The organism is Streptomyces sp. NPDC051214, assembly GCF_040682375.1.
Taxonomy (GTDB): Bacteria; Actinomycetota; Actinomycetes; order Streptomycetales; family Streptomycetaceae; genus Streptomyces.
The window spans coordinates 120,296-138,942 of the sequence record NZ_JBFBAT010000019.1 but is presented as its reverse complement, the minus strand read 5'-3'; the positions used below and the strand labels follow the sequence as shown (position 1 = coordinate 138,942).

Here is an 18,647-nt window from a genome sequence, read left to right as displayed (position 1 = left end):
ACTCTTCGGCCGTCGACTCCGCTTCCTGGCTTGCCCAGTTGTGGCTCGCAACCGATACCATCCGGAAAAAGCCGCCGTCCCCCGTTCCTGCGCGGCATCATCCGCTACGAAGGTCATCCATGCCCCACAGCCAAACCTCTGCACCACGCGACAGCCTCGCTGGCGTACGCCTTGCGCGCGGAGCATCGCCGTGGCTCCTGCCGACTGTCGCCACCGCGGCACTCAGCCTGGTGCGTGCGCGTCGTTCCAAGGGCGCCGCGGCCATCGCCGTGCCCACCACCGCTCTGGCGGCGGGCATGCTGTGGTTCTTCCGCGACCCCGAGCGCGACATCGCCCAGGGCCGGGTCATCTCCCCGGCCGACGGTGTGGTGCAGAGCATCATGCCGTGGAAGGACGGACGCACCCGCGTCGCGATCTTCATGAGCCCGCTGAACGTCCACGTCAACCGCGCGCCCCTCGCGGGCACGGTGACGTCCGTGGAGCACATCCCCGGCGGGTTCGTCCCGGCGTTCAACAAGGAGAGCGAGAACAACGAGCGCGTTGTCTGGCACTTCGACACCGAGCTCGGTGACATCGAGATGATCCAGATCGCGGGCGCGGTCGCGCGGCGCATCGTTCCTTACGTGCCCCAGGGCACGAAGGTGGAGCAAGGTGAACGGATCGGCCTGATCCGCTTCGGCTCCCGCGTCGACATCTACCTCCCCGAGGGTGTCGAGACGGACGTCGAGGTCGGTCAGAAGACCGTGGCTGGGGTGACTCGCATTGACCGTGGTTGATCCTGAGACACAAGCGGGCTGGGTGCCGGAGGCGGCCGAGGACGAGGCCGACGAGGAGATGCCTCTCTCACTCCGCCTCTCGATAGCGGACACCCTCACCCTCGGTAACGCCACGTGCGGATTCATGGCGGTGTACTTCACCACCACGGGCATCCTCATCCCGCACCTGCAGGGCAGCAACGAAAGCGGCATGGCCCGGCACTCCGCCGCCACCGCCGTGATCCTGATGCTCTGCGCGGCCGTCTTCGACCTCTTCGACGGGCTCGTGGCGCGCAAGCTGCGGTCCTCGCCGATGGGCGCGGAGCTCGACAACCTGTCGGACCTGATCAGCTTCGGTCTGGCCCCCGCGTACTTCGTGCTCGTCTACGGCATGGTCGCCGACGACGCGCACCAGAGAGTGGCCGCGGTCGGAGCGATCGTCGTGCTGTTGGCGGTGGTGCTGCGGCTTGCGCGGTTCAGCTGCGTGACCGTGAAGGACGGCACCTTCCAGGGCATGCCCTCGCCCTTCGGCGCGCTCACCGTCGTCTCGATCGTGCTCCTCGAGCTGCCCTTCGTGGCGACGCTCCTGGCGATCATCGGTACGGCGTGGCTCATGGTCAGCCGGGTCGAGTACCCCAAGCCGCGGGGTCCCCTCGCGGTGGCGATGCTCGCGTGGATCGTCGCGGCCATGGGGCTGCTCGCGGCCTGGGCCTTCGAGGCACCGGGCGGCCAGCTGCTGCTGCAGACCGGCTGCGCGCTGCAGCTGGTGCTCGGCGCGGTCATCCCGCTGTTCGCCACGGCCCGCCGGGTGAACAACTTCCGGGACAACCGGCGCGAGGCGCGTGCGGCGCAGTTGCCGTAGTTGCTTCTGTACGTTGCCAGAAGGGGCCCGAACCGATTGGTTCGGGCCCCTTCTGGTTGTGCATGCCCTGCGGAACTGCTCAGGCGCCGGGGGCGTACCCCTCGGCCGCCGTCGCCGCTCCCGGCTCCCTGGCCACCTTCATGCCGCCCGTCACGCCCTTGTCGGGGCGCAGGATGACGCTCTCCTTCGAGGAGGGCGCCTTGGGGTCGCTGAAGTCCTGGGTGACGCCGAAGCCGGTGTCGTAGGAGTCGATGGTCAAAAGAGCCTTGTCGACGCCCTCGCGGGTGAGGTCCTTGCTCTCGCAGGCCTTCTTGAGGGCCTCTCCGAAGATGGACGCCGCGGTCCAGCCGGCCGTCACGCCGTTGTCCAGGGAGTCCTTGGGGTAGGCCGCCTTGTAGTCGCTGACCAGCTTCTTCGCCGCGGGGGTGTCCGCGCCGATCGGGAGCGTCGGTGAGGCCACGTAGTAGTTCTTCGCCAGGGCCGGGCCCGCCTGGGTGCCCAGGAGCTGGGGTGCGAACGCCGAGTTGTTGCCGATGATCGGGACGTCGAACTTGCCCGCCGCCGCGACACCCACGAGCGAGGCGGCCTGCCGCGGGCCCGCACTGATCACCACGGCCTTCACCCCGGCCTTCTTCAGGGCCGCGACCTGCGCCGTCATGTCGTTGTCGGTCGCCTTGATCTTCTGCTCCACGACGGTCAGGCCCGACTTCTTCGCCATGTACTGCGAGCCCTTCAGGGCGTTCTCGCCGTAGTCGCCCTCGAAGTAGACGTGACCGAGCTTGTCGCCCTTCTTGAGGCCCTTCTCCTTCATCAGGAAGTCGATCGCGTTGATCGTCTCCAGGTCGTACGTCGAGCCCACGACCCGCACGTACGGGCTGCCCAGGAGGTTGGCCGACCAGGCCTGCGGGAGCACGAGCGCCTTGTCCTTGTCGATCCGCTGCTTGACGGCGGCGACGAACGGGGAACCGATGAACTGGGCGAAACCGAGGACGTCCGGCTCCAGCTCCGTGTACGCGGCGACCGCCTTCTGCGGGTCGTAGCCGTGGTCGCGGACGGTCAGCTTCAGCTTGCGGCCGCAGATGCCGCCGTCGGCGTTGGTCTGCTTGACGTAGAGCTGCTGGGCCTGGGTGACGCTCTTGCCGAGGGTCGCGTAGACCCCTGTCATGTCGGTGAGCACGCCGAGTTCGATCGTCTTGGCGGAGACCCCGACGCCGGACTTGACCCCGCCCGCGCCCTCCTTGTCGCCCTCGTCGTCCCCCGCCTTGGAGCTGCAACCCGCCACCGCGAGCAGTGCGGCGACCGCCGTCGCTGTCGCGGTGGCCCTTTTGAACCTGCGTGAACTCATCGTTCCTCCCCTGGAGTGTGGCCTGACGTCGGCCTGGAGCGCCGGGCGGCAATGCTGGCCAGGCCGCCGGGCAGGAAAAGGACCACCGCCACGACGGCGGCGCCGTACAGATACCGGGATGCCTCGCCCGGTGTGATCCCGCCACTGCCGGGGGCCGCGACCAGGGGCAGCGCGTCGCTGTACCGGGTCAGGAGCTGCGGCAGCAGGGACACCACGGCGGCACCGGCCACCGCGCCCGCGACCGAGCCGAGGCCGCCGATGACGATCATGGCGAGGTATTCGAGGGACAGCGTCATGCCGAAGTAGTCCGGCACGGTGCGCTGGAAGACCAGGGCGAGCAGGACGCCCGCGAGGCCCGCGTACATCGACGAGAGGACGAAGACGCCGGCGCGGTAACGGGCGACCGGCACCCCGATCACGCCTGCGGCGATGCGGTGGTCGCGGATGGCGTTCATGGCACGTCCGGGGCGTCCGCGCAGCACGCCGCGGGCGAAGAGCCCGCAGCCGACGAGGAGGACGAGGCCGGCGTACCAGAGCTTCTCCGAGGCCCCGAAGGGCACGGCCGCCACGACCAGCTCGCTGTCGTCGAAGGTGATGCCGAAGACGCTCAGGGGCGGCACGTCGCGTCCGTTGGAGCCGCCCGTCAGGTCATGCGCGTTGAAGAGCACGTGCTGTCCGATGAAGATCAGCGCGAGGGTCGCGATGCCGAGGTAGGCGCCGCGCAGGCGTCCCGCGATGGGGCTGAAGAGCCCGCCCGCGACCCCCGCGACGACGACGGCCAGGGCGGCGGCGATCCAGGTGGGCAGGCCGAGACCGGTCAGGCCGTCCTCACCGTCCCCGGCGAAGACGCAGTAGCCGTACGCACCGATCGCGAGGAAGAAGGCGTGCCCCATGGAGAGCTGGCCGGTCGCGCCGGTGAGGAGGTTGAGGCCGATCGCGCCGATCGCCGCGGCCATGGCGAACAGGCCGGCCTGGAGCCAGAAGCGGTCGAGGTAGAAGGGCAGGGCGAGCAGGATCACGGCGCCCGCGATCCACAGGTACCTGCGGGGGCGGGGCAGCCTCGTACGGCCTCGGGAGCGCAGCTCCCGTCCACGGGCCAGGACTTCAGACACGGGCGAGCTCCTTCGTGCCGAAGAGTCCGGCGGGCCGGATGAGGAGGATGACGGTCATCACGAGATAGGGCGCGAGGTCGCCGAGACCCCGGCCCAGGAAGGTGAGCTCGCTCTGGTAGCCGGTGGCGAGGGATTCGGTGACCCCGACGACGAGGCCGCCGACGAGCGCGCCGGTGGTCGAGTCGAGGCCGCCGAGGATCGCGGCGGGGAACGCCTTCAGTGCGGCGAGTGAGGTGGCCCGTTCGAGCCCCGGCGTCGGGAAGACGGTGAGGAAGAGCGCCGCCACCGCGGCCAGTCCGCCCGCCACCGCCCACGCGCCGAGCGAGACCCGGCCCAGGCGCACGCCCATCAGGGCGGCGGTCTCCGGACTCTCGGCGGCGGCCCGCATGGCCACGCCCCACGAGGTGTAGCGGAACGCGAGCAGGAAGGTGGTGATGAGGAGCGCGGCGGCGACGAACGCGGCGATGCGCGTGTGGGCGATGGAGACCGACCCGATGGTGAGCACCGAGTCGCCCCAGGGGTCGCCGAGGGCGAGCACGTCGGTGCCGAGGCGGCGGGTGAGCTCGGTGGTGAGCAGGATGTCGACGCCGATCGTGACGATGGCGAGGACGCTGTGGTCCGAGCCGCGGTAGCGCCGCATGACGAGGAACTCGATGGCGGCGCCGACGACGGCGGCCCCCGCGATGCCGACGAGCACCGCGGGCCAGAAGCCGATGTCGTCGTGGAGGGACGCGATGAAGTAGCCGCCGGCCAGGAGCAGCGAGGCGTGCGCGAAGTTCACGACCTCGGTGGCCCGGAAGATGACGACGAAGCCGAGTGCGATGAGGGCGTACACGGACCCCATCGAGAGGCCGTTGAGGAGAAGCTCGACGAAGGTGTTCACGAGGTCGTCCCCTCCCCCAGGTAGGCGCGTACGACCGCGGGGTCGTTCTGTACGGCCGCTGGAGCGCCGTCCGCTATGCGCCGGCCGAAGTCGAGTACGGTCACCGCGTCCGCGAGCCGCATCACCACCCCCATGTCGTGTTCCACCAGGACGATCGAGATTCCGAGGCTGTCGCGGACGCCCGCGATGACGGCGGCCGTGCGCTGCCGCTCGTCCGCGGTCATGCCCGCGACGGGCTCGTCGAGCAGGAGCAGCCGTGGCTCCATGCACAGGGCGCGGGCCAGCTCCGCGAGTTTCTGCTGCCCGTACGGCAAGGAGCCCGCTGGGGCGTGCAGTTGGTGTTCGATGCCGACGAACGCGGCGATCTCCCGCACCCGTTCGCGATGGCTGCGCTCCTCGCGCGCCGCCGACGGGAGGCGCAGGCCGGCGGCCAGGAACCCGGTGCGGGTCAGCCGGTGGCGGCCGAGCATCAGGCTGTCGGCGACCGTCGCGCGCGGCGGCAGGGCGAGGTTCTGGAAGATCCTCGCGACGCCGAGGTCGGCGATGCGGTGCGGAGGCATCGTCGTCAGGTCGTGCTCACCGAAGCGGACACTGCCGCCGGTGGCCCGGTACACGCCGGACAGGACGTTGAAGCAGGTGGACTTCCCCGCGCCGTTGGGGCCGATCACGGCGTGCACGGTGCCTGGCCTGACGGTGAAACTGATGGCGTCGAGGGCGGTGAGCCCCGCGAAGCGGACGGTCAACTCCCGTACCTCCAGGGCGGGTACGTCGTCGTCCGGCGGTGTCGTCTCCGGTGCCGGATGGTCCTCGGTCATCGTCGGCCCGCCCATCGGTTCAGGACCGGCAGCGCGCTGACGCCGCGCGAGGCGTCGGCCGCCGCGGTCTCGTCGACCACGCCCAGGTAGCGGCGGCGCACCTCGTCGGAGGCGGCCAGTTCGTCCGCGGCGCCCGAGAGTGCCACTTCGCCCACGTCCAGGACGTACGCGCGTGAGGCGAGGCGCAGTGCAAGCGCGGCGTTCTGTTCGACGAGGAGGACCGCGGTGCCCTGGCCGTTGATCTCCTGGATGGTGTCGGCGATGCGTGCCGCCATCAACGGGGCCAGCCCCAGGGAGGGTTCGTCGAGGAGCAGCAGCTTCGGTGAGGCCATCAGGGCCCTGCCCACCGCGAGCATCTGCTGCTCGCCGCCCGACAGGAGCCCGGCCCGCTGGCCCGCGCGCTCGGCGAGCACCGGGAAGAGTTCATGGACGCGCTCCAGGGCTTTGGCCTTCGCGGCCCGGCTTCCGGTGGACCCGAGCGCGCCCGACCGGAGGTTGTCGGCGACGGTCATCCGGGCGAACACCCTTCTGCCTTCCGGCACTTGTGAGACCCCGGCGGCGACCACCCGGTCCGCGTGCAGCTGGTCGATGCGCCGACCGCCGAAGTGGACGGAGCCGGTGGTGAGTGCTCCCCGGTGAAAGGCGAGCGTGCGGGAAATGGCGCGCAGGAGCGTCGACTTGCCCGCGCCGTTGCCGCCGAGCACGGCGACCACGGCGCCGTCCGGTACTTCGAGCGACACCTGGCGCAGTGCGCGTACCGGTCCGTATCCGACCGACGCGTCCTCTACGACCAGTCCGGAACCACCCACCTGGGACCCCCTGTCCTCTGCCTGCCCTGTTCGTGTCGCTCGGCCGTCCGTACCGCTCGGCCCGCCGCGTGGCGCTCAGCCCAGCACCGCCGCGTCCGCCCGTCCACGGCCTGTGTCCGAATCGCTGCGGGTGACCAGCGGGACCGGCCGCCGGTTGTGCACGGGCACAACACCCCGTGTCAGGGGCCTGCCAGGGGTGCCCGAGCGGTGGCATCCTCCCCAGCACCAGGGCACGGCGGACAGCGGTGACGGGGGTAGGAATCCATGAGCGGACGCAGGCCTCGGACGGGCCATGACTGGAAGGTGCTCGAGGAGGCGTGCGTGGCGCTCAAGCCCCGCATCCCCGATCTGGTGGACGAACATCTGCGGCAGCTCTTCGAGCACTCCCCGGTGTACGCGCGGGTGCTCCCGCACGACCAGCAGTGGCGGGAGGCGGAGGAGGCGATGCGCATCGGCATCGAGACGATCAGCGCGCCGCGCGCGTCGCCGCGCCGCGATCTGGAGTACGCGGAGGAGGCGGGCAGGCGCCGGGCCCAGCAGGGGCTGCCGCTGGACCTGGTGGTGCACTCGTATCGCAACGCGGGTTACCTGGTCTGGGACTCGCTGCTCGAGGGCTCCGCGGGGCAGGACCCGGAGAAGCTCGCCGTCCTGATGCGGTCGGCGACGATGGTGTGGGCGGCGGTCGACGCGCAGGCGGCGGCCGCGTCCGACGCCTACCGGGCCACGGAGATGGAGCTGCGGCGGCGCACCGACGAGCAGCTGCAGGCGCTGCTCGACGCGCTCCTGGAGGGGCAGGCCGCTCCCGGCCTCGCCTCGCAGGTGGCCGCGGGGTTCGATCTGCCGGAGCGCGGGCCGTACGCGGTGGTGGTGCTGCGCGCCGAGCGGCGGGACGGGCGGGCGGCGTTCCACCGGCAGATCCAGCGGGCCGGGTTCCGTTTCGTCTGGCGGATGCGGACGGACCGGGAGGTGGGGGTGGTGGCCCTCGGGGCGGAGGAGGGCCTGGACGAGCTGGCCGCGGCGCTCGACGGGCGGTGCCCGGGGCCCGGTGGCATCAGCCCCGTGGTGGCGGGGCTCTCCGAACTCGGCCATGCGCGGCGGCTTGCCGAGCTGGCGCTGCGTACGTGTGCGCCGGACGCGACCGGGATCGTACGGCTGGACCAGCGGATGCCGACCGCGCTGGTGGTGAGCCAGCCGGAGCTGGCGGGGCGCCTTGTGTCGGACGTGTTCGGGGAGGTCCTGGCCCTGGAGCCGGCGGACCGGGCGGTTCTGCTCGAAACACTGGACGCGTGGCTGCTGTGCGAGGGGTCGGCGGGGCGGGCCGCGGGGCGGCTCTACTGCCACCGGAACACGGTCTTCAACCGCTTGCGGCGCCTGGAACAACTGACCTCGCGGTCGCTCGCGCGGCCACGGGACCTGATGGAGATGACGCTGGCCCTCGACGCGTATCGGCTGGCGCCTGGCTAGACCGGTTCTCCCTCGCCCCGTGGCCGGGGGGCGCGCGCCAAAAACTCACCGGCTCCGCCGAGCTCGTCCTCAAACGCCGGACGGGCTGAATATCCCCGGCCCCCGTCAGGGGCGCGGGGAACTGCGCGACAAGCCCCCACCGCGCCCCAGCAGAACCGCTAGCCCAGGAAGTCGCGGGCGATACCCTCCGCCACCGTTTCCAGGATGGGCCCCGCCTCGGCAATGCAGCGGGCCACGTCCGGCTCCACGTCGGTGAGGGCGTAGGCGCGGCGGATGCCCGCCTTGCCCAGTGCCTCCGCCGGAAGGGCCAGGCGGCCGCAGACCGCCACCACCTCGACGCCCGCCGCGCGAGCCGCCGAAGCGACGCCCGCGGGCGCCTTGCCATGGAGGGTCTGCTCGTCCAGCGACCCCTCCCCCGTGATCACCAGCGACGCCCGCGCAAGCGCCGGCGCGAAGCCGAGGACGTCCAGCATGACCTCGATCCCGGGGCGGAAGCTCGCGCCGAGCCCGACCAGGGCCCCGTAGCCGATGCCGCCCGCCGCCCCCGCTCCCGGGGACTCCGCGTGCTTCAGGGCAGCGGAACCCACCGATTCGGCCAGCACCTGCGCGAAGTGCGCGAGGGCCGCGTCCAGCTCGGCGACGTCCTCCGGGGACGCCCCCTTCTGCGGGCCGTACACCGCCGGAGCGCCCTTCGGCCCGGTCAGCGGGTTGTCCACGTCGCTGGCGAGCACCAGGTCGACCGAGGCGAAGCGCTCGTCGAGCCCGGACAGATCCGCCGAGGCCAGCGTGGCGAGCGGACCGCCTCCCGGCGCCACCGGCGCCCCCGCCGCGTCCAGGAAGACCGCGCCCAGCGCGGCCAGCATGCCGGCACCGCCGTCCGTCGTCGCACTGCCCCCGACGCCGAAGACGATGGTCCGCGCGCCCGCGTCGAGCGCGGCCCGCAGCAGTTCCCCGGAGCCGTACGTCGTGGACGTGAGCGGTGCGAAGACACCCTCGGGCAGCAGCTGGAGGCCGGACGCCTCCGCCATCTCCACCACCGCGGTGCCGTCCCGCAGCGCGTACGCCGCGGTGACCTCGTCGCCGAGCGGCCCCGTCACTCGTACCTCACGGCGCTCGAAACCGGCCGCGACCGCCGCGGCGACCGTGCCGTCACCGCCGTCGGCCACCGGCAGGGCCTCGACCTCCACCTGCGGCGCGACGCGGCGCAGCCCGGCCGTCACCCGCTCCGCGACCTGCACGGCCGTGAGTGATCCCTTGAACTTGTCCGCGGCGATGAGCACATGCCCCGCCGTCCCAGCAGCGTCCGCCACCTTGCATCCCCTTGCTTTCCGGGCCTTGCTCAAGTCAAGGCAGTCGCGCCGCTGCGACCATAACCGCAGGAGGGGCCGCCTGCCCATGGCCGTCCGCATATCGGAGCCCCCAACCCCATCGTTATATCCGCCTAAAAAGGTCGATAGGGTGCCATTGAGTTCGTCTGAATGATCGATCAGGGCCGCGCGGTCGACTTCGAGAACCAGACAAACGTGTCACGCTCCGCGCCGAACCCGTCACGTTGACCGCGCACATCCGCCGCGGATTCGGTAGACCGGACGCATGACCCCAGCACATACGGAACTCGCCGACCGTGTTCTCGGCGGCTGGATCGGGCGGATCGCGGGCAACATGCTCGGCAAACCCATCGAGCGGGGCGACTACTGGACGCGCGAGCGCATCGCGCGCTATCTGCGGCAGGCCGACGCGATGCCGCTCACCGACTATCTGCCCGAACCCCCTTCCTGGGTGGAGGAGTTCCAGCTGCGGCCCGAGTGGCAGCAGTGCGTGCGCGGCAAGGTGCACGGCAGCTGCCGTGACGACGACATCGACTACGCGATCCTCGGACTGCACCTCCTGGAGACACACGGATTCACGTTCAGCACCGAACAGGTCGGCGAACTGTGGCTGCTGCGCCTGCCCTATCTGCAGACGTTCACCGCGGAGCGCGCCGCGTACCGGAATCTGGCCAACGGACTCAAGCCGCCGCTCACCGCGACGTACGAGAACGCCTGCCAGGAGTGGATCGGCGCCCTCATCCGTGCCGACATCTTCGGCTGGACGAACCCCGGAGCACCGCGCCGCGCCGCCTCCCTCGCCCGCCGCGACGCGGTGCTCTCGCACACCGGCAACGGCGTCTACGGAGCGATGTGGGCGGCGGCGCTCGTCTCGGCGGCGTTCACGGCCGCCACCGCGCGCGCCGCCCTGGACACGGCGTTCGGCGTGATCCCCTCCAGCTGCCGGCTCGCCCGTACGGTGCGCCGGGTCGTCACGCTCCACGAGGCCGGGCTCAGCTGGGAGGAGACCCTCGCGACCGCCGAATCGGAGACCACCGGACTCGGCTGGATCCACGCCGTGCCCAACTCGGCCGTCCTGGCCGCGGGACTCCTGTACGGCGACGGGGACTTCACCCGCACCATCGCCCTCACGGTGCGCGGCGGACTCGACACCGACTCGAACGGCGCGACCGCCGGGTCCGTCGCGGGCGTGCTGTGCGGGGCCAAGGCCATCCCGGCGCAGTGGCGGGACCCCCTGGAGGACCGGGTGCGCAGCGCGGTGTTCGGCTTCGACGGGGCGCGGATCAGTGAACTGGCCGCGCGGACCGTGGAGTTGGTGCAGGAGTAGGCCGGGGGGCGCGGGGGGCGCGTCGGCGCGGGGCCGGACCTGCGCCGCGTCTACCCTTTTCACGTGACCATTCAGGATTACGCCACGTACATCGCGGGCCTGCCCCGCATCATCGCCGGGGCCGCCGCGCTCTTCCGGGACTCCGAGGGGCGGGTCCTGCTCGTCGAGCCCAACTACCGTGACGGGTGGGCCCTGCCCGGCGGCACCGTCGAGTCGGACGAGGGCGAGACACCGCGGCAGGGCGCGCGCCGCGAGACCGCGGAGGAGATCGGCCTGGACGTCGATCTTGGCGCGCTGCTCGCGGTGGACTGGGTGCCGGGTGTCGCACGGCCGCCGCTGGTCGCCTATCTGTACGACGGCGGGGTGCTCGGCGACGACCGGCTGAAGTCGATCAGACTCCAGGAGGACGAGCTGCTCTCCTGGCGTCTGGTGTCCCGCGAGGACCTGCCCCGGTTCCTGCCGGGCGAGTTGGGGCTGCGGGTGCGGGCCGCGCTCGAGGCGCTCGACGCGGGGACGGGGACCGTGGAGCTGGAGAACGGCGTACGGGTCGGCTGAACCAGAGATGTCGAGGTCAGCGTCAGAAGAGGGCGTCCTCCTTGCGGGGTGTGGTCGCGCCCTCGAAGGCCAGCAGCCGCTGCTTGCGGTCGAGGCCGCCGCCGTAGCCGGTCAGGGAGCCGCCCGTGCCGATCACCCGGTGGCAGGGCACGATGACGCCGATGGGGTTCTTGCCGTTGGCGAGGCCGACGGCGCGTGAGGCGTTGGGTTTGCCCAGCAGGGCCGCGAGTTCGCCGTACGTACGGGTCTCGCCGTACGGGATCAACTGGAGCTGCTGCCAGACGGTGCGCTGGAACGGCGTGCCGTCCAGGCGCATCGGGAGGTCGAACTCCTTCAACTCGCCCTCGAAGTACGCCTCCAACTGGCTGGTCGTCTCGCCGAACGGGCCCGCGTCGCGGTCGCCGAAGGTCTCCTCGGGCGGCCGGTGCCGCTGCTCGGTCATGTAGAGGCCGCTGAGGACCCCGTCGGTGGCCACGAGGGTCAGGGGGCCGTAGGGACTGTCGATGAGGGTGTGCTGACGGTGCACGGGGCTTGTCCTCTCGGGGCGGCGGTCAGGCCGGGATGTGGTTGATGGGGTGGGCGTCGGTGGCCCACAGGTACTGGACCGCGTACGCCCGCCACGGGCGCCAGGCCGCGGCCCGCGCGGTCAGCGCGGCCGGGGTGTGCGGCAGACCCAGCTCCTGTGCCGCGCGGCGGATCCCCAGGTCGGTGGGGAGGAACGCGTCGGGGTCGCCGAGTGCCCGCATGGCGATGACCTCGACGGTCCAGGGGCCGAAGCCGGGCAGTTCGGTGAGCCGGGCGCGGGCCTCCTCCCAGCCGCTCTCCACGCCGAGCCGCAGCGATCCGTCGGCGAGGTGGCGTACGAGCGTGGTCAGGGTGGTGCGGCGGCTGCGCGGCAGCGCGAGGGCCTCCGGGTCGAGCGCGGCCAGGGCTTCCGGCGCAGGGAAGAGGTGGGTGAGGCCGCCCTCGGGGTCGTCGACCGGCTCGCCGTGTGCGGTGACCAGGCGGGCGGCGTGGGTGCGGGCGGCGGCGGTGGACACCTGCTGGCCCAGTACCGCGCGTACGGCGAACTCCGCCTCGTCGACCGTGCGCGGCACGCGGCGCCCCGGCGCCTTGGCCACCAGGGGGGCGAGCAGCGGGTCGGCGCTCAGCTGGGCGTCCACCGCGACCGGGTCCGCGTCCAGGTCGAGCATGCGGCGGCAGCGGCTGATGGCGATCGTGAGGTCGCGCATGTCGGTGAGGCTGAGGCGGCAGGCGACGTGGTCCGGAGCGGGGGTGAGGGCGACGACTCCGTGGCCGTAGGGGAGGCGGAGCGTGCGGCGGTAGGCGCCGTCGCGCCACTCCTCGACGCCGGGTACGGCGGTGGCGATGAGGTGGCCGAAGAGGTTGTCGGGGTTGAGCGGGGCGCGGAAGGGGAGGCGCAGCGAGAGCGCGCCGGGGGCGGACGGCCTGCCGGCGGCCTTGGGGGCGCGGTCCCGCAGGTCGCCGGGGGCCAGGGCGAAGACCTCGCGGACGGTGTCGTTGAAGGTGCGGATCGAGGCGAACCCGGCCGCGAAGGCGATCTCCGCCATGGGCATCGGCGTCGTCTCGATGAGCAGGCGGGCCGTCTGGGCGCGCTGGGCCCTGGCCAGGGCGAGGGGGCCCGCGCCGAGCTCCGCGAGGAGCTGGCGTTCCACCTGGCGGGTGCTGTAGCCGAGGCGCCCCGCGAGGCCGGGGACTCCCTCGCGGTCCACCACGCCGTCACCGATGAGGCGCATCGCGCGGGCCACGAGGTCGGCGCGCTGATTCCACTCGGGGGACCCCGGGCTGCTGTCCGGCCGGCACCGCTTGCAGGCCCGGAATCCCGCCTGCTGGCAGGCTGCCGCGCTCGGATAGAAGCTCATGTTCTCGGGCTTCGGGGGGACCACGGGGCAGCTGGGACGGCAGTAGATACGGGTGGTGGTCACGGCGGTGTAGAACCAGCCGTCGAACCGGGCGTCCTTCGACTGCACCGCACGTACGCAGCGCTCGGCGTCGGCGTGCATCGAGGGAAGCGGCGGAGAGCTCGTGGTCATGCCTCAAGGATCGGGCATGGGGAGGGAGGTGGCTGGCGAAAATCCGACATGGAGGTCAGGGGGCCGGGGTACGGTCAGGGGGCCTCTTCCCGGGTCGGGACCGGGGTCATATCACGTTGACGGAGACGTTCCTCAGCCGTGTGTTCCACGTGCCCCATGGCCAGCCGCAGGAGGGGCGGCGCCATCAGGGAGGTCACGATGGCCACCAGGACGACGATCGTGTAGACCTCCTCGGTCAGGACACCGAGCCGCAGGCCCGCCATGGCGACGATCACCTCGATGACCCCGCGCGCGTTCATGCCCGCCCCGATGCCGATCGCCTCCCAGCGGCTGAGCCGGCCCGCGAGCGAGCCGATCAGCGCGCCCGCGAACTTTCCGACGACGGCCACGAAGAGGACCACGACCGCCGAGAGCAGGACCGTGGGGTCGGCGAGGGCGGACAGGTCCATGCGCAGGCCCGCCGTGGCGAAGAAGACGGGGGCGAGCACCGAGAGGACCACCGTCCGCAGGGGCGCGAGCGCGACCCCGTCCACGGCTCCGCTGGAGCGGATGAGGATGCCGCAGACGAACGCCCCGAAGACCGCCTCAAGCCCCATCGCGTGGGTGGCGGCCGCGGCCAGCAGGATGGCCACGACGACTCCGGCGGCCCTGACGCCCGGCTCCTGTCCCTTGCCGAGCAGGGTGAGGAACCTGCGTACGACGGGTCTGCCGATGGTGGCGGCGAAGGCGATGACGAGAGCCAGGAAGGTCAGGGGAAGGCCCAGGTCCCCCACGGCGAGCCCGGTGGTGGCCATCGCGGACACCACGGAGAGCATGATCCACCCGGCGACGTCGTCGACCACCCCCGCCGCGAGGATCAGCTGCCCGACGTTGCGGTGCAGGAGCTTCATGTCGAACAGCGTCTTGGCGATGACGGGGATGGCGCTGACGCTCATGGCCACGCCGAGGAAGAGCGCGAAGACCGTGCGGTCGGTGGAGTCGGGCATCAGCTCGCCGGGCAGGAGGTAGCCGACGAAGACGCCGAGGCCGAGCGGGACGAGGAAGCCGGCCGCGCTGATCTGCGCGGCCACTCTGCCCCGCCTCCGCACCACCCCGAAGTCCAGCTCGATGCCGGTGAGCCCGACGAGCAGGACCAGCCCCAACTGCGCGAACGCGTCGAGGAGATGGGCCTGGTTCACGTCGGTCGGGAACAGCCATCCGGACAGATCCGGCCAGAGCTGATGCAGCACCGAGGGGCCGACGAGCACACCCGCGCAGAGCTCGCCCACGATGGACGGCATGCCCAGACGGCGGGCGAGGCGGCCGAGCGCCAGGGCGAGCAGGAGCAGGAGGCCCACCTGGAGCAGCAGCACCACGAGTTGGTGCTGGCCGAGCGGTGCCACGAGGCCGGATGCGGTCAGCATGCTCAGATGGTCGGAGCCGAGGCGCGGAGGCTGCCCAGGTAGGGGTGCCACAGGTGGGTGGGGTCGTCCTCCACGGTGGCGACGAACTCCCGCATCTCCCGCAGGATCTGCGGGTCCTCCTCCCACATGTCGCCCTGCAGCAGCTTGAGGACGCCGATGCGGTAGCGCGGGTCCTGCACGAAGGCGGCGAACAGGACGTTGAGGCGGTAGTAGATGGAGATGAAGTCGTACCAGTTCTGTGCGCCTTGGCGTTGCGCCTTCTCGTACTGCTTGAAGCGCTCGTGGGAGAAGTCGCCGGCTTCGAAGGCCGCGATGATGTCCTTCGACGCCAGGCGCGCGGTGTTGAGGGCGATGCTCACGCCGCTGGAGAAGATGGGGTCGACGAAGCGCGCGGCGTCGCCGATCATGACGAAGCGGTCGCCACAGATCTGCTTCAGGTGATAGCTGTAGTCGCCCTCGGTCTTGAGGGGGCGAATTCGCTCGGCCTTCTGGAGTTCCTCGTACAGGTCGGGGCGTGATTTCACGCAGTCCCAGAAGAACTTCTCGCGGTCGGTGTTCGCTTCCTTGAAGCGGTTCTTCTGCGTGACGACACCGAAGCTGGTGACGCTGTCGGTAATGGGGATCTGCCAGACCCACGAGTCATTGATCGGCAGGAAGTGCACGAAGATGTGGTCGATCTCTTCGGGGTCGATGGCGAGTGCCTTGCGGTCCACGCCCTCGAACCACGCGTGCACCGCGTACTGGTCGAAGATGGGGTCGGGTTCCTTCAGCTTCAGCTGACGGCCGAGCAGCGTCTGCCGGCCGGTGGCGTCGACCAGCATGCGGCCGGTTATCGGGAATTCCTTGCCGCCCGCACGGCACATGACGCTGACGCCGTCCGGGTCGTCGAAGTCGGCGCGGGTCACGCGGACGCCCTGGAACACCTTGGCACCGAGGCTCTCGGCGTTCTTGAGCAGGATGAGGTCGAACTTCCCGCGGTCGACGTGGAAGGTGTACTCGCGGTCCACGCCGGGCTGGGCGCGCTCACCGAACCTGACCTGGGCGGTCCAGTCGTACGACATTCCCGTGAAGCCGTTGGTGGGGATCTCGCGGTCCTCGGCCGTCGTCCACGCCGCCCCGTACTTGCGGGGGAATCCGGCGCGCTCGACCTCGGGCATCGCACCGGTCTCCAGGAGCACCGCCGTGGTCGCCGGCACCAGGGACTCGCCCACGTGCGGGCGCGGGAAGTTCTCTCCCTCGATCACGGCCACCGAAAGACCGGCCTTGGCGAGGTAGGCGGCGGCCGAAGAACCGGCCGGTCCGCCGCCCACGATCAGGACGTCGAAATCCGCGTTCATAAAACCTGCTTCCATTCCCGGGATCGAAGGCGCACGGCCCTTATTCGACAACGCCTTGATCGTAGGATGGCGACTTGGGGCCGTCAGCCCCTAACAGGTCTGCGAGCGCCCCTAACAGCTCGGCACACGCCCCTAATGGGCGCCCATTTCCTTTAGGGGGAGGGCATGAAAAGCGCCCGCCCCCCGGGGGATGTGGGGCGGGCGCCGACAAGGTGGGGACGGTGCGGTTATTCGCGTCCGCCGCCCGGTGAGGTGACCGCGGGCTCGGCGCGCGCGGGCTGCTGTGGCAGCTGCTCCAGCTTGCGCAGCTCGCGGCCTTCGACGTCGACGTCCGGCAGCAGGCGCTGCAGCGGGCCGGGGAGCCACCAGCCCGCGCGGCCGAGCAGGCACATGACGGCGGGCAGCATGGCCATGCGGACGACGAACGCGTCGAAGAAGACGGCGGCCGCCAGTGCGTACCCCACGGCCTGGACCATGGTCGATTCGGCGAGCGTGAACCCGCCGAAGACGCTCATCATGATGACCGCCGCGGCCGTCACCACACGGGCGTTGTACGAGAATCCGGCGACGACGGATTCCTTGGTGCCCGCCCCGTGCACGTACTCCTCGCGCATCCTGGTCACCAGGAACACCTGGTAGTCCATGGCGAGTCCGAACACGACGCCGATCATGAAGATCGGCAGGAGGTTGACGGTGACGCCGAGGGAGCTCATGCCGAGGACGTCGGTGAGCCAGCCCCACTGGAAGACGGCCACGACCGCGCCGAAGGTGGCGCCGACGCTGAGCAGGAAGCCGAGCGCGGCGGTCAGCGGGATCAGGACCGACCGGAACACGATCATGAGGAGCAGGAACGCGAGTCCGACCACCAGGATCAGATAGGGCATCAGGGCGTCCGACAGCTTCTTGGACATGTCGATGTTGAGAGCCGTCTTGCCCGTCACCGCGACGTCCGCCCCGGTCTCGTCCTGGACCGCGCTGCCCTTGTCGCGGATGGCGTCCACGAGGTCGTTGGTGGACTCGCTGGTGGGGCCGCCGGTCGGCACGACGGTCAGCAGGGCGGTGTCGCCGGCCTCGTTCACGACGGCCCGGTCGACGGCGGCCACGTGGTCAAGTCCCTTGACGTCGTCGTGCATCCGGTCCGCGACGGACTTGGCGTCGGTGCCCTTCGGGCTGTCGATGGCGATGAGCAGCGGGCCGTTGAAGCCGGGGCCGAAGCCGTCGCTGAGCAGGTCGTACGCCTCGCGCTGGGTGGTGTGCGCGGGTTCGGTGCCCTCGTCGGGCAGGCCAAGGCGCATGGAGAACGCGGGGATGGCGACGGCGCCGAGACCGATGAGGGTCACCAGGAGGATCGGCAGGGGGCGCCGGGCGATCAGGTTGCCGAAGCGCTTGCCGAGGGGCGGCGTGAAGTTGAACAGCGTGCCGCCGGGCAGGACTTGGTCCTTGTCCCGCGCCGTCTCGGCAACCGTCTTCCCCGCGCCATCCTTCTGCTCCGCCTTCTTCGCGCGGGCTCCCGCGCGCCGCCCCGCGATGGCCCTCTTGCCCGCGAAGCCGAGGACGGCCGGGAGCAGGGTGAGGGCCACGCAGACGGTGATGGCGACGGACACCGCGGCGGACAGCGCGATCTGTGTCAGCGGCGGGAGTTGGACCACGGACAGGCCGCAGAGGGCGATGATCACGGTGAGGCCCGCGAACACGACGGCCGTGCCCGCCGTGCCGACCGCGTGTCCGATGGCTTCTTCCGGTGTCCGCCCCGAACGCACCTCGTGGCGGTAGCGGAACATCACGAAGAGCGAGTAGTCGATGGCGAGCGCGAGACCGATCATGATCGCGAGGACCATGGCGTCCTCGGTCAGGTCGATGAACCCGGTCGCCGCGTAGATGCCGCAGACGCTGATGCCCAGGCCCACGAAGGCCAGGAGCAGGGGCAGTCCGGCGGCGACGAGCGAGCCGAAGGCGATGATGAGGGTCACGGCGGCGACCACCACGCCGATCATCTCGGTCAGGCCGCTGCCCTGCGGCTTGATCGCGTCGCCGCCCATCTCGACCTGGAGGCCCGCGTCGCGGGCGGGGTCGGGGGCCGCCTTGAGGGCGTCCCTGTCCTTCTCGGTGAGGTCACCGGCCGGCACCTTGTAGCTGACCTGCGCGAAGGTGATGCGGCCGTCCTTGGAGACGAGATCGCTCGCGTAGTCGACCTTGGCGACATCGGGGGCGCGCTTGAGGGTGGCGACGGTCTCGTCGATCGCGGCCCTGGCCTCCGGCCCGTCCGTGAGCTTCTCGCCCTTGGGGGCGGCGAAGACGACGCGGGCCGTGGCCCCGTCCGCCGCTGCCTGCGGGAAGCGCTCGGCGAGCAGGTCGTTGGCCTTCTGCGACTCCGTACCAGGGACGCGGAACTCCTCCGAGGTCGGGCCGGACAGGGTGACGGCGCCGGTGATGGCGGCGACGAGCAGCCCCAGCCACACGAGTGCAACCAGTTTCCGCCGCCGGAACGACAGGCGGCCCAGCCTGTAGAGGAAGGTAGACACAACACCCATCCATCGATAGCTAGTGAACAGTCATTTCGGAGCCTACTCTCATAATTGACGCCCGGTAAGGCGTCAG

Annotated in this window: 16 protein-coding genes; 5 read left to right on the top strand and 11 right to left on the bottom strand. The window is 71.0% G+C overall.

The features are described 5' to 3' along the window. The first annotated feature begins 119 nt into the window (after positions 1-119). Together AB0M70_RS37485 and pssA are read left to right on the top strand one after the other, a co-directional pair. On the top strand, positions 120-776 hold the full coding sequence (locus AB0M70_RS37485) for a phosphatidylserine decarboxylase (protein WP_365827504.1): 657 nt from the start codon (positions 120-122) through the stop codon (positions 774-776). Continuing rightward, positions 763-1,617 (top strand): CDP-diacylglycerol--serine O-phosphatidyltransferase, encoded by an 855-nt coding sequence (pssA, locus tag AB0M70_RS37480; protein WP_249586749.1) that lies wholly within the window; start codon positions 763-765, stop codon positions 1,615-1,617. Before AB0M70_RS37485 ends, pssA begins: the two co-directional genes overlap by 14 nt. Positions 1,618-1,696: 79 nt before the next feature. Here pssA and AB0M70_RS37475 read toward each other — a convergent pair whose 3' ends face one another. The 5 genes from AB0M70_RS37475 to AB0M70_RS37455 are packed head-to-tail and all read right to left on the bottom strand — an operon-like array spanning position 1,697 to position 6,581. Further along, positions 1,697-2,962, bottom strand: a complete 1,266-nt coding sequence (locus AB0M70_RS37475) for an ABC transporter substrate-binding protein (protein WP_365827502.1) — start codon at positions 2,960-2,962, stop codon at positions 1,697-1,699. Then, complete coding sequence (locus tag AB0M70_RS37470) at positions 2,959-4,020, bottom strand: branched-chain amino acid ABC transporter permease (protein WP_365827538.1); 1,062 nt, start codon at positions 4,018-4,020, stop codon at positions 2,959-2,961. The genes AB0M70_RS37475 and AB0M70_RS37470 overlap by 4 nt, the downstream gene beginning before the upstream one ends. 46 nt (positions 4,021-4,066) lie before the next feature. Beyond that, a complete protein-coding gene (locus AB0M70_RS37465) occupies positions 4,067-4,957 on the bottom strand; it encodes a branched-chain amino acid ABC transporter permease (protein WP_363209452.1) in 891 nt (296 codons plus the stop codon). Beyond that, positions 4,954-5,772 carry an ABC transporter ATP-binding protein gene (locus AB0M70_RS37460; RefSeq protein ID WP_365827499.1) on the bottom strand — a complete coding sequence of 273 codons (819 nt, stop codon included), beginning with the start codon at positions 5,770-5,772 and terminating at the stop codon, positions 4,954-4,956. Before AB0M70_RS37460 ends, AB0M70_RS37465 begins: the two co-directional genes overlap by 4 nt. Further along, positions 5,769-6,581 carry an ABC transporter ATP-binding protein gene (locus AB0M70_RS37455; RefSeq protein ID WP_365827497.1) on the bottom strand — a complete coding sequence of 271 codons (813 nt, stop codon included), beginning with the start codon at positions 6,579-6,581 and terminating at the stop codon, positions 5,769-5,771. Before AB0M70_RS37455 ends, AB0M70_RS37460 begins: the two co-directional genes overlap by 4 nt. A 264-nt stretch (positions 6,582-6,845) precedes the next feature. Here AB0M70_RS37455 and AB0M70_RS37450 point away from each other — a divergent pair, with 264 nt between their 5' ends. Beyond that, entirely contained in the window at positions 6,846-8,045 is a 1,200-nt protein-coding gene (locus AB0M70_RS37450; RefSeq protein WP_365827495.1) for a helix-turn-helix domain-containing protein, read from the top strand. Between the two features lie 158 nt (positions 8,046-8,203). Here AB0M70_RS37450 and AB0M70_RS37445 read toward each other — a convergent pair whose 3' ends face one another. Next, positions 8,204-9,355, bottom strand: coding sequence for a glycerate kinase (locus tag AB0M70_RS37445; protein ID WP_365827493.1), 1,152 nt, complete (start codon positions 9,353-9,355; stop codon positions 8,204-8,206). Positions 9,356-9,638: 283 nt separating this feature from the next. On the opposite strand from AB0M70_RS37445, the gene AB0M70_RS37440 reads away from it, so the two are divergent. Both AB0M70_RS37440 and AB0M70_RS37435 read left to right on the top strand, forming a co-directional pair. After that, positions 9,639-10,700: an ADP-ribosylglycohydrolase family protein gene (locus AB0M70_RS37440; protein ID WP_365827491.1), complete on the top strand. Its 1,062-nt coding sequence runs from the start codon at positions 9,639-9,641 to the stop codon at positions 10,698-10,700. Between the two features lie 63 nt (positions 10,701-10,763). Next, positions 10,764-11,255 carry an NUDIX hydrolase gene (locus AB0M70_RS37435; RefSeq protein ID WP_365827487.1) on the top strand — a complete coding sequence of 164 codons (492 nt, stop codon included), beginning with the start codon at positions 10,764-10,766 and terminating at the stop codon, positions 11,253-11,255. A 22-nt stretch (positions 11,256-11,277) separates the two neighbouring features. Here AB0M70_RS37435 and AB0M70_RS37430 read toward each other — a convergent pair whose 3' ends face one another. From AB0M70_RS37430 to AB0M70_RS37410, 5 genes are all read right to left on the bottom strand, one after another. After that, the gene (locus AB0M70_RS37430) at positions 11,278-11,781 is read right to left on the bottom strand and encodes a methylated-DNA--[protein]-cysteine S-methyltransferase (RefSeq protein ID WP_363209459.1); all 504 of its coding nucleotides are present in this window, start codon (positions 11,779-11,781) and stop codon (positions 11,278-11,280) included. A 25-nt stretch (positions 11,782-11,806) separates the two neighbouring features. Continuing rightward, positions 11,807-13,279: an AlkA N-terminal domain-containing protein gene (locus tag AB0M70_RS37425; RefSeq protein ID WP_365827536.1), complete on the bottom strand. Its 1,473-nt coding sequence runs from the start codon at positions 13,277-13,279 to the stop codon at positions 11,807-11,809. A 104-nt stretch (positions 13,280-13,383) separates the two neighbouring features. Further along, on the bottom strand, positions 13,384-14,712 hold the full coding sequence (locus AB0M70_RS37420) for a cation:proton antiporter (protein WP_365827484.1): 1,329 nt from the start codon (positions 14,710-14,712) through the stop codon (positions 13,384-13,386). A 2-nt stretch (positions 14,713-14,714) separates the two neighbouring features. Continuing rightward, a complete protein-coding gene (locus AB0M70_RS37415) occupies positions 14,715-16,049 on the bottom strand; it encodes an NAD(P)/FAD-dependent oxidoreductase (protein WP_365827482.1) in 1,335 nt (444 codons plus the stop codon). Positions 16,050-16,276: 227 nt separating this feature from the next. After that, the gene (locus AB0M70_RS37410; protein WP_365827534.1) at positions 16,277-18,571 is read right to left on the bottom strand and encodes an MMPL family transporter; all 2,295 of its coding nucleotides are present in this window, start codon (positions 18,569-18,571) and stop codon (positions 16,277-16,279) included. Positions 18,572-18,647: the final 76 nt, after the last annotated feature.

Bases quoted from the DNA above. Each gene is read 5' to 3' on its own strand.
- AB0M70_RS37425 (WP_365827536.1), bottom strand. From the start codon at position 13,279: ATGCACGCCGACGCCGAGCGCTGCGTACGTGCGGTGCAGTCGAAGGAC.
- AB0M70_RS37415 (WP_365827482.1), bottom strand. From the start codon at position 16,049: ATGAACGCGGATTTCGACGTCCTGATCGTGGGCGGCGGACCGGCCGGT.
- AB0M70_RS37460 (WP_365827499.1), bottom strand. From the start codon at position 5,772: ATGACCGAGGACCATCCGGCACCGGAGACGACACCGCCGGACGACGAC.
- AB0M70_RS37450 (WP_365827495.1), top strand. From the start codon at position 6,846: ATGAGCGGACGCAGGCCTCGGACGGGCCATGACTGGAAGGTGCTCGAG.
- AB0M70_RS37475 (WP_365827502.1), bottom strand. From the start codon at position 2,962: ATGAGTTCACGCAGGTTCAAAAGGGCCACCGCGACAGCGACGGCGGTC.
- AB0M70_RS37420 (WP_365827484.1), bottom strand. From the start codon at position 14,712: ATGCTGACCGCATCCGGCCTCGTGGCACCGCTCGGCCAGCACCAACTC.
- AB0M70_RS37440 (WP_365827491.1), top strand. From the start codon at position 9,639: ATGACCCCAGCACATACGGAACTCGCCGACCGTGTTCTCGGCGGCTGG.
- AB0M70_RS37485 (WP_365827504.1), top strand. From the start codon at position 120: ATGCCCCACAGCCAAACCTCTGCACCACGCGACAGCCTCGCTGGCGTA.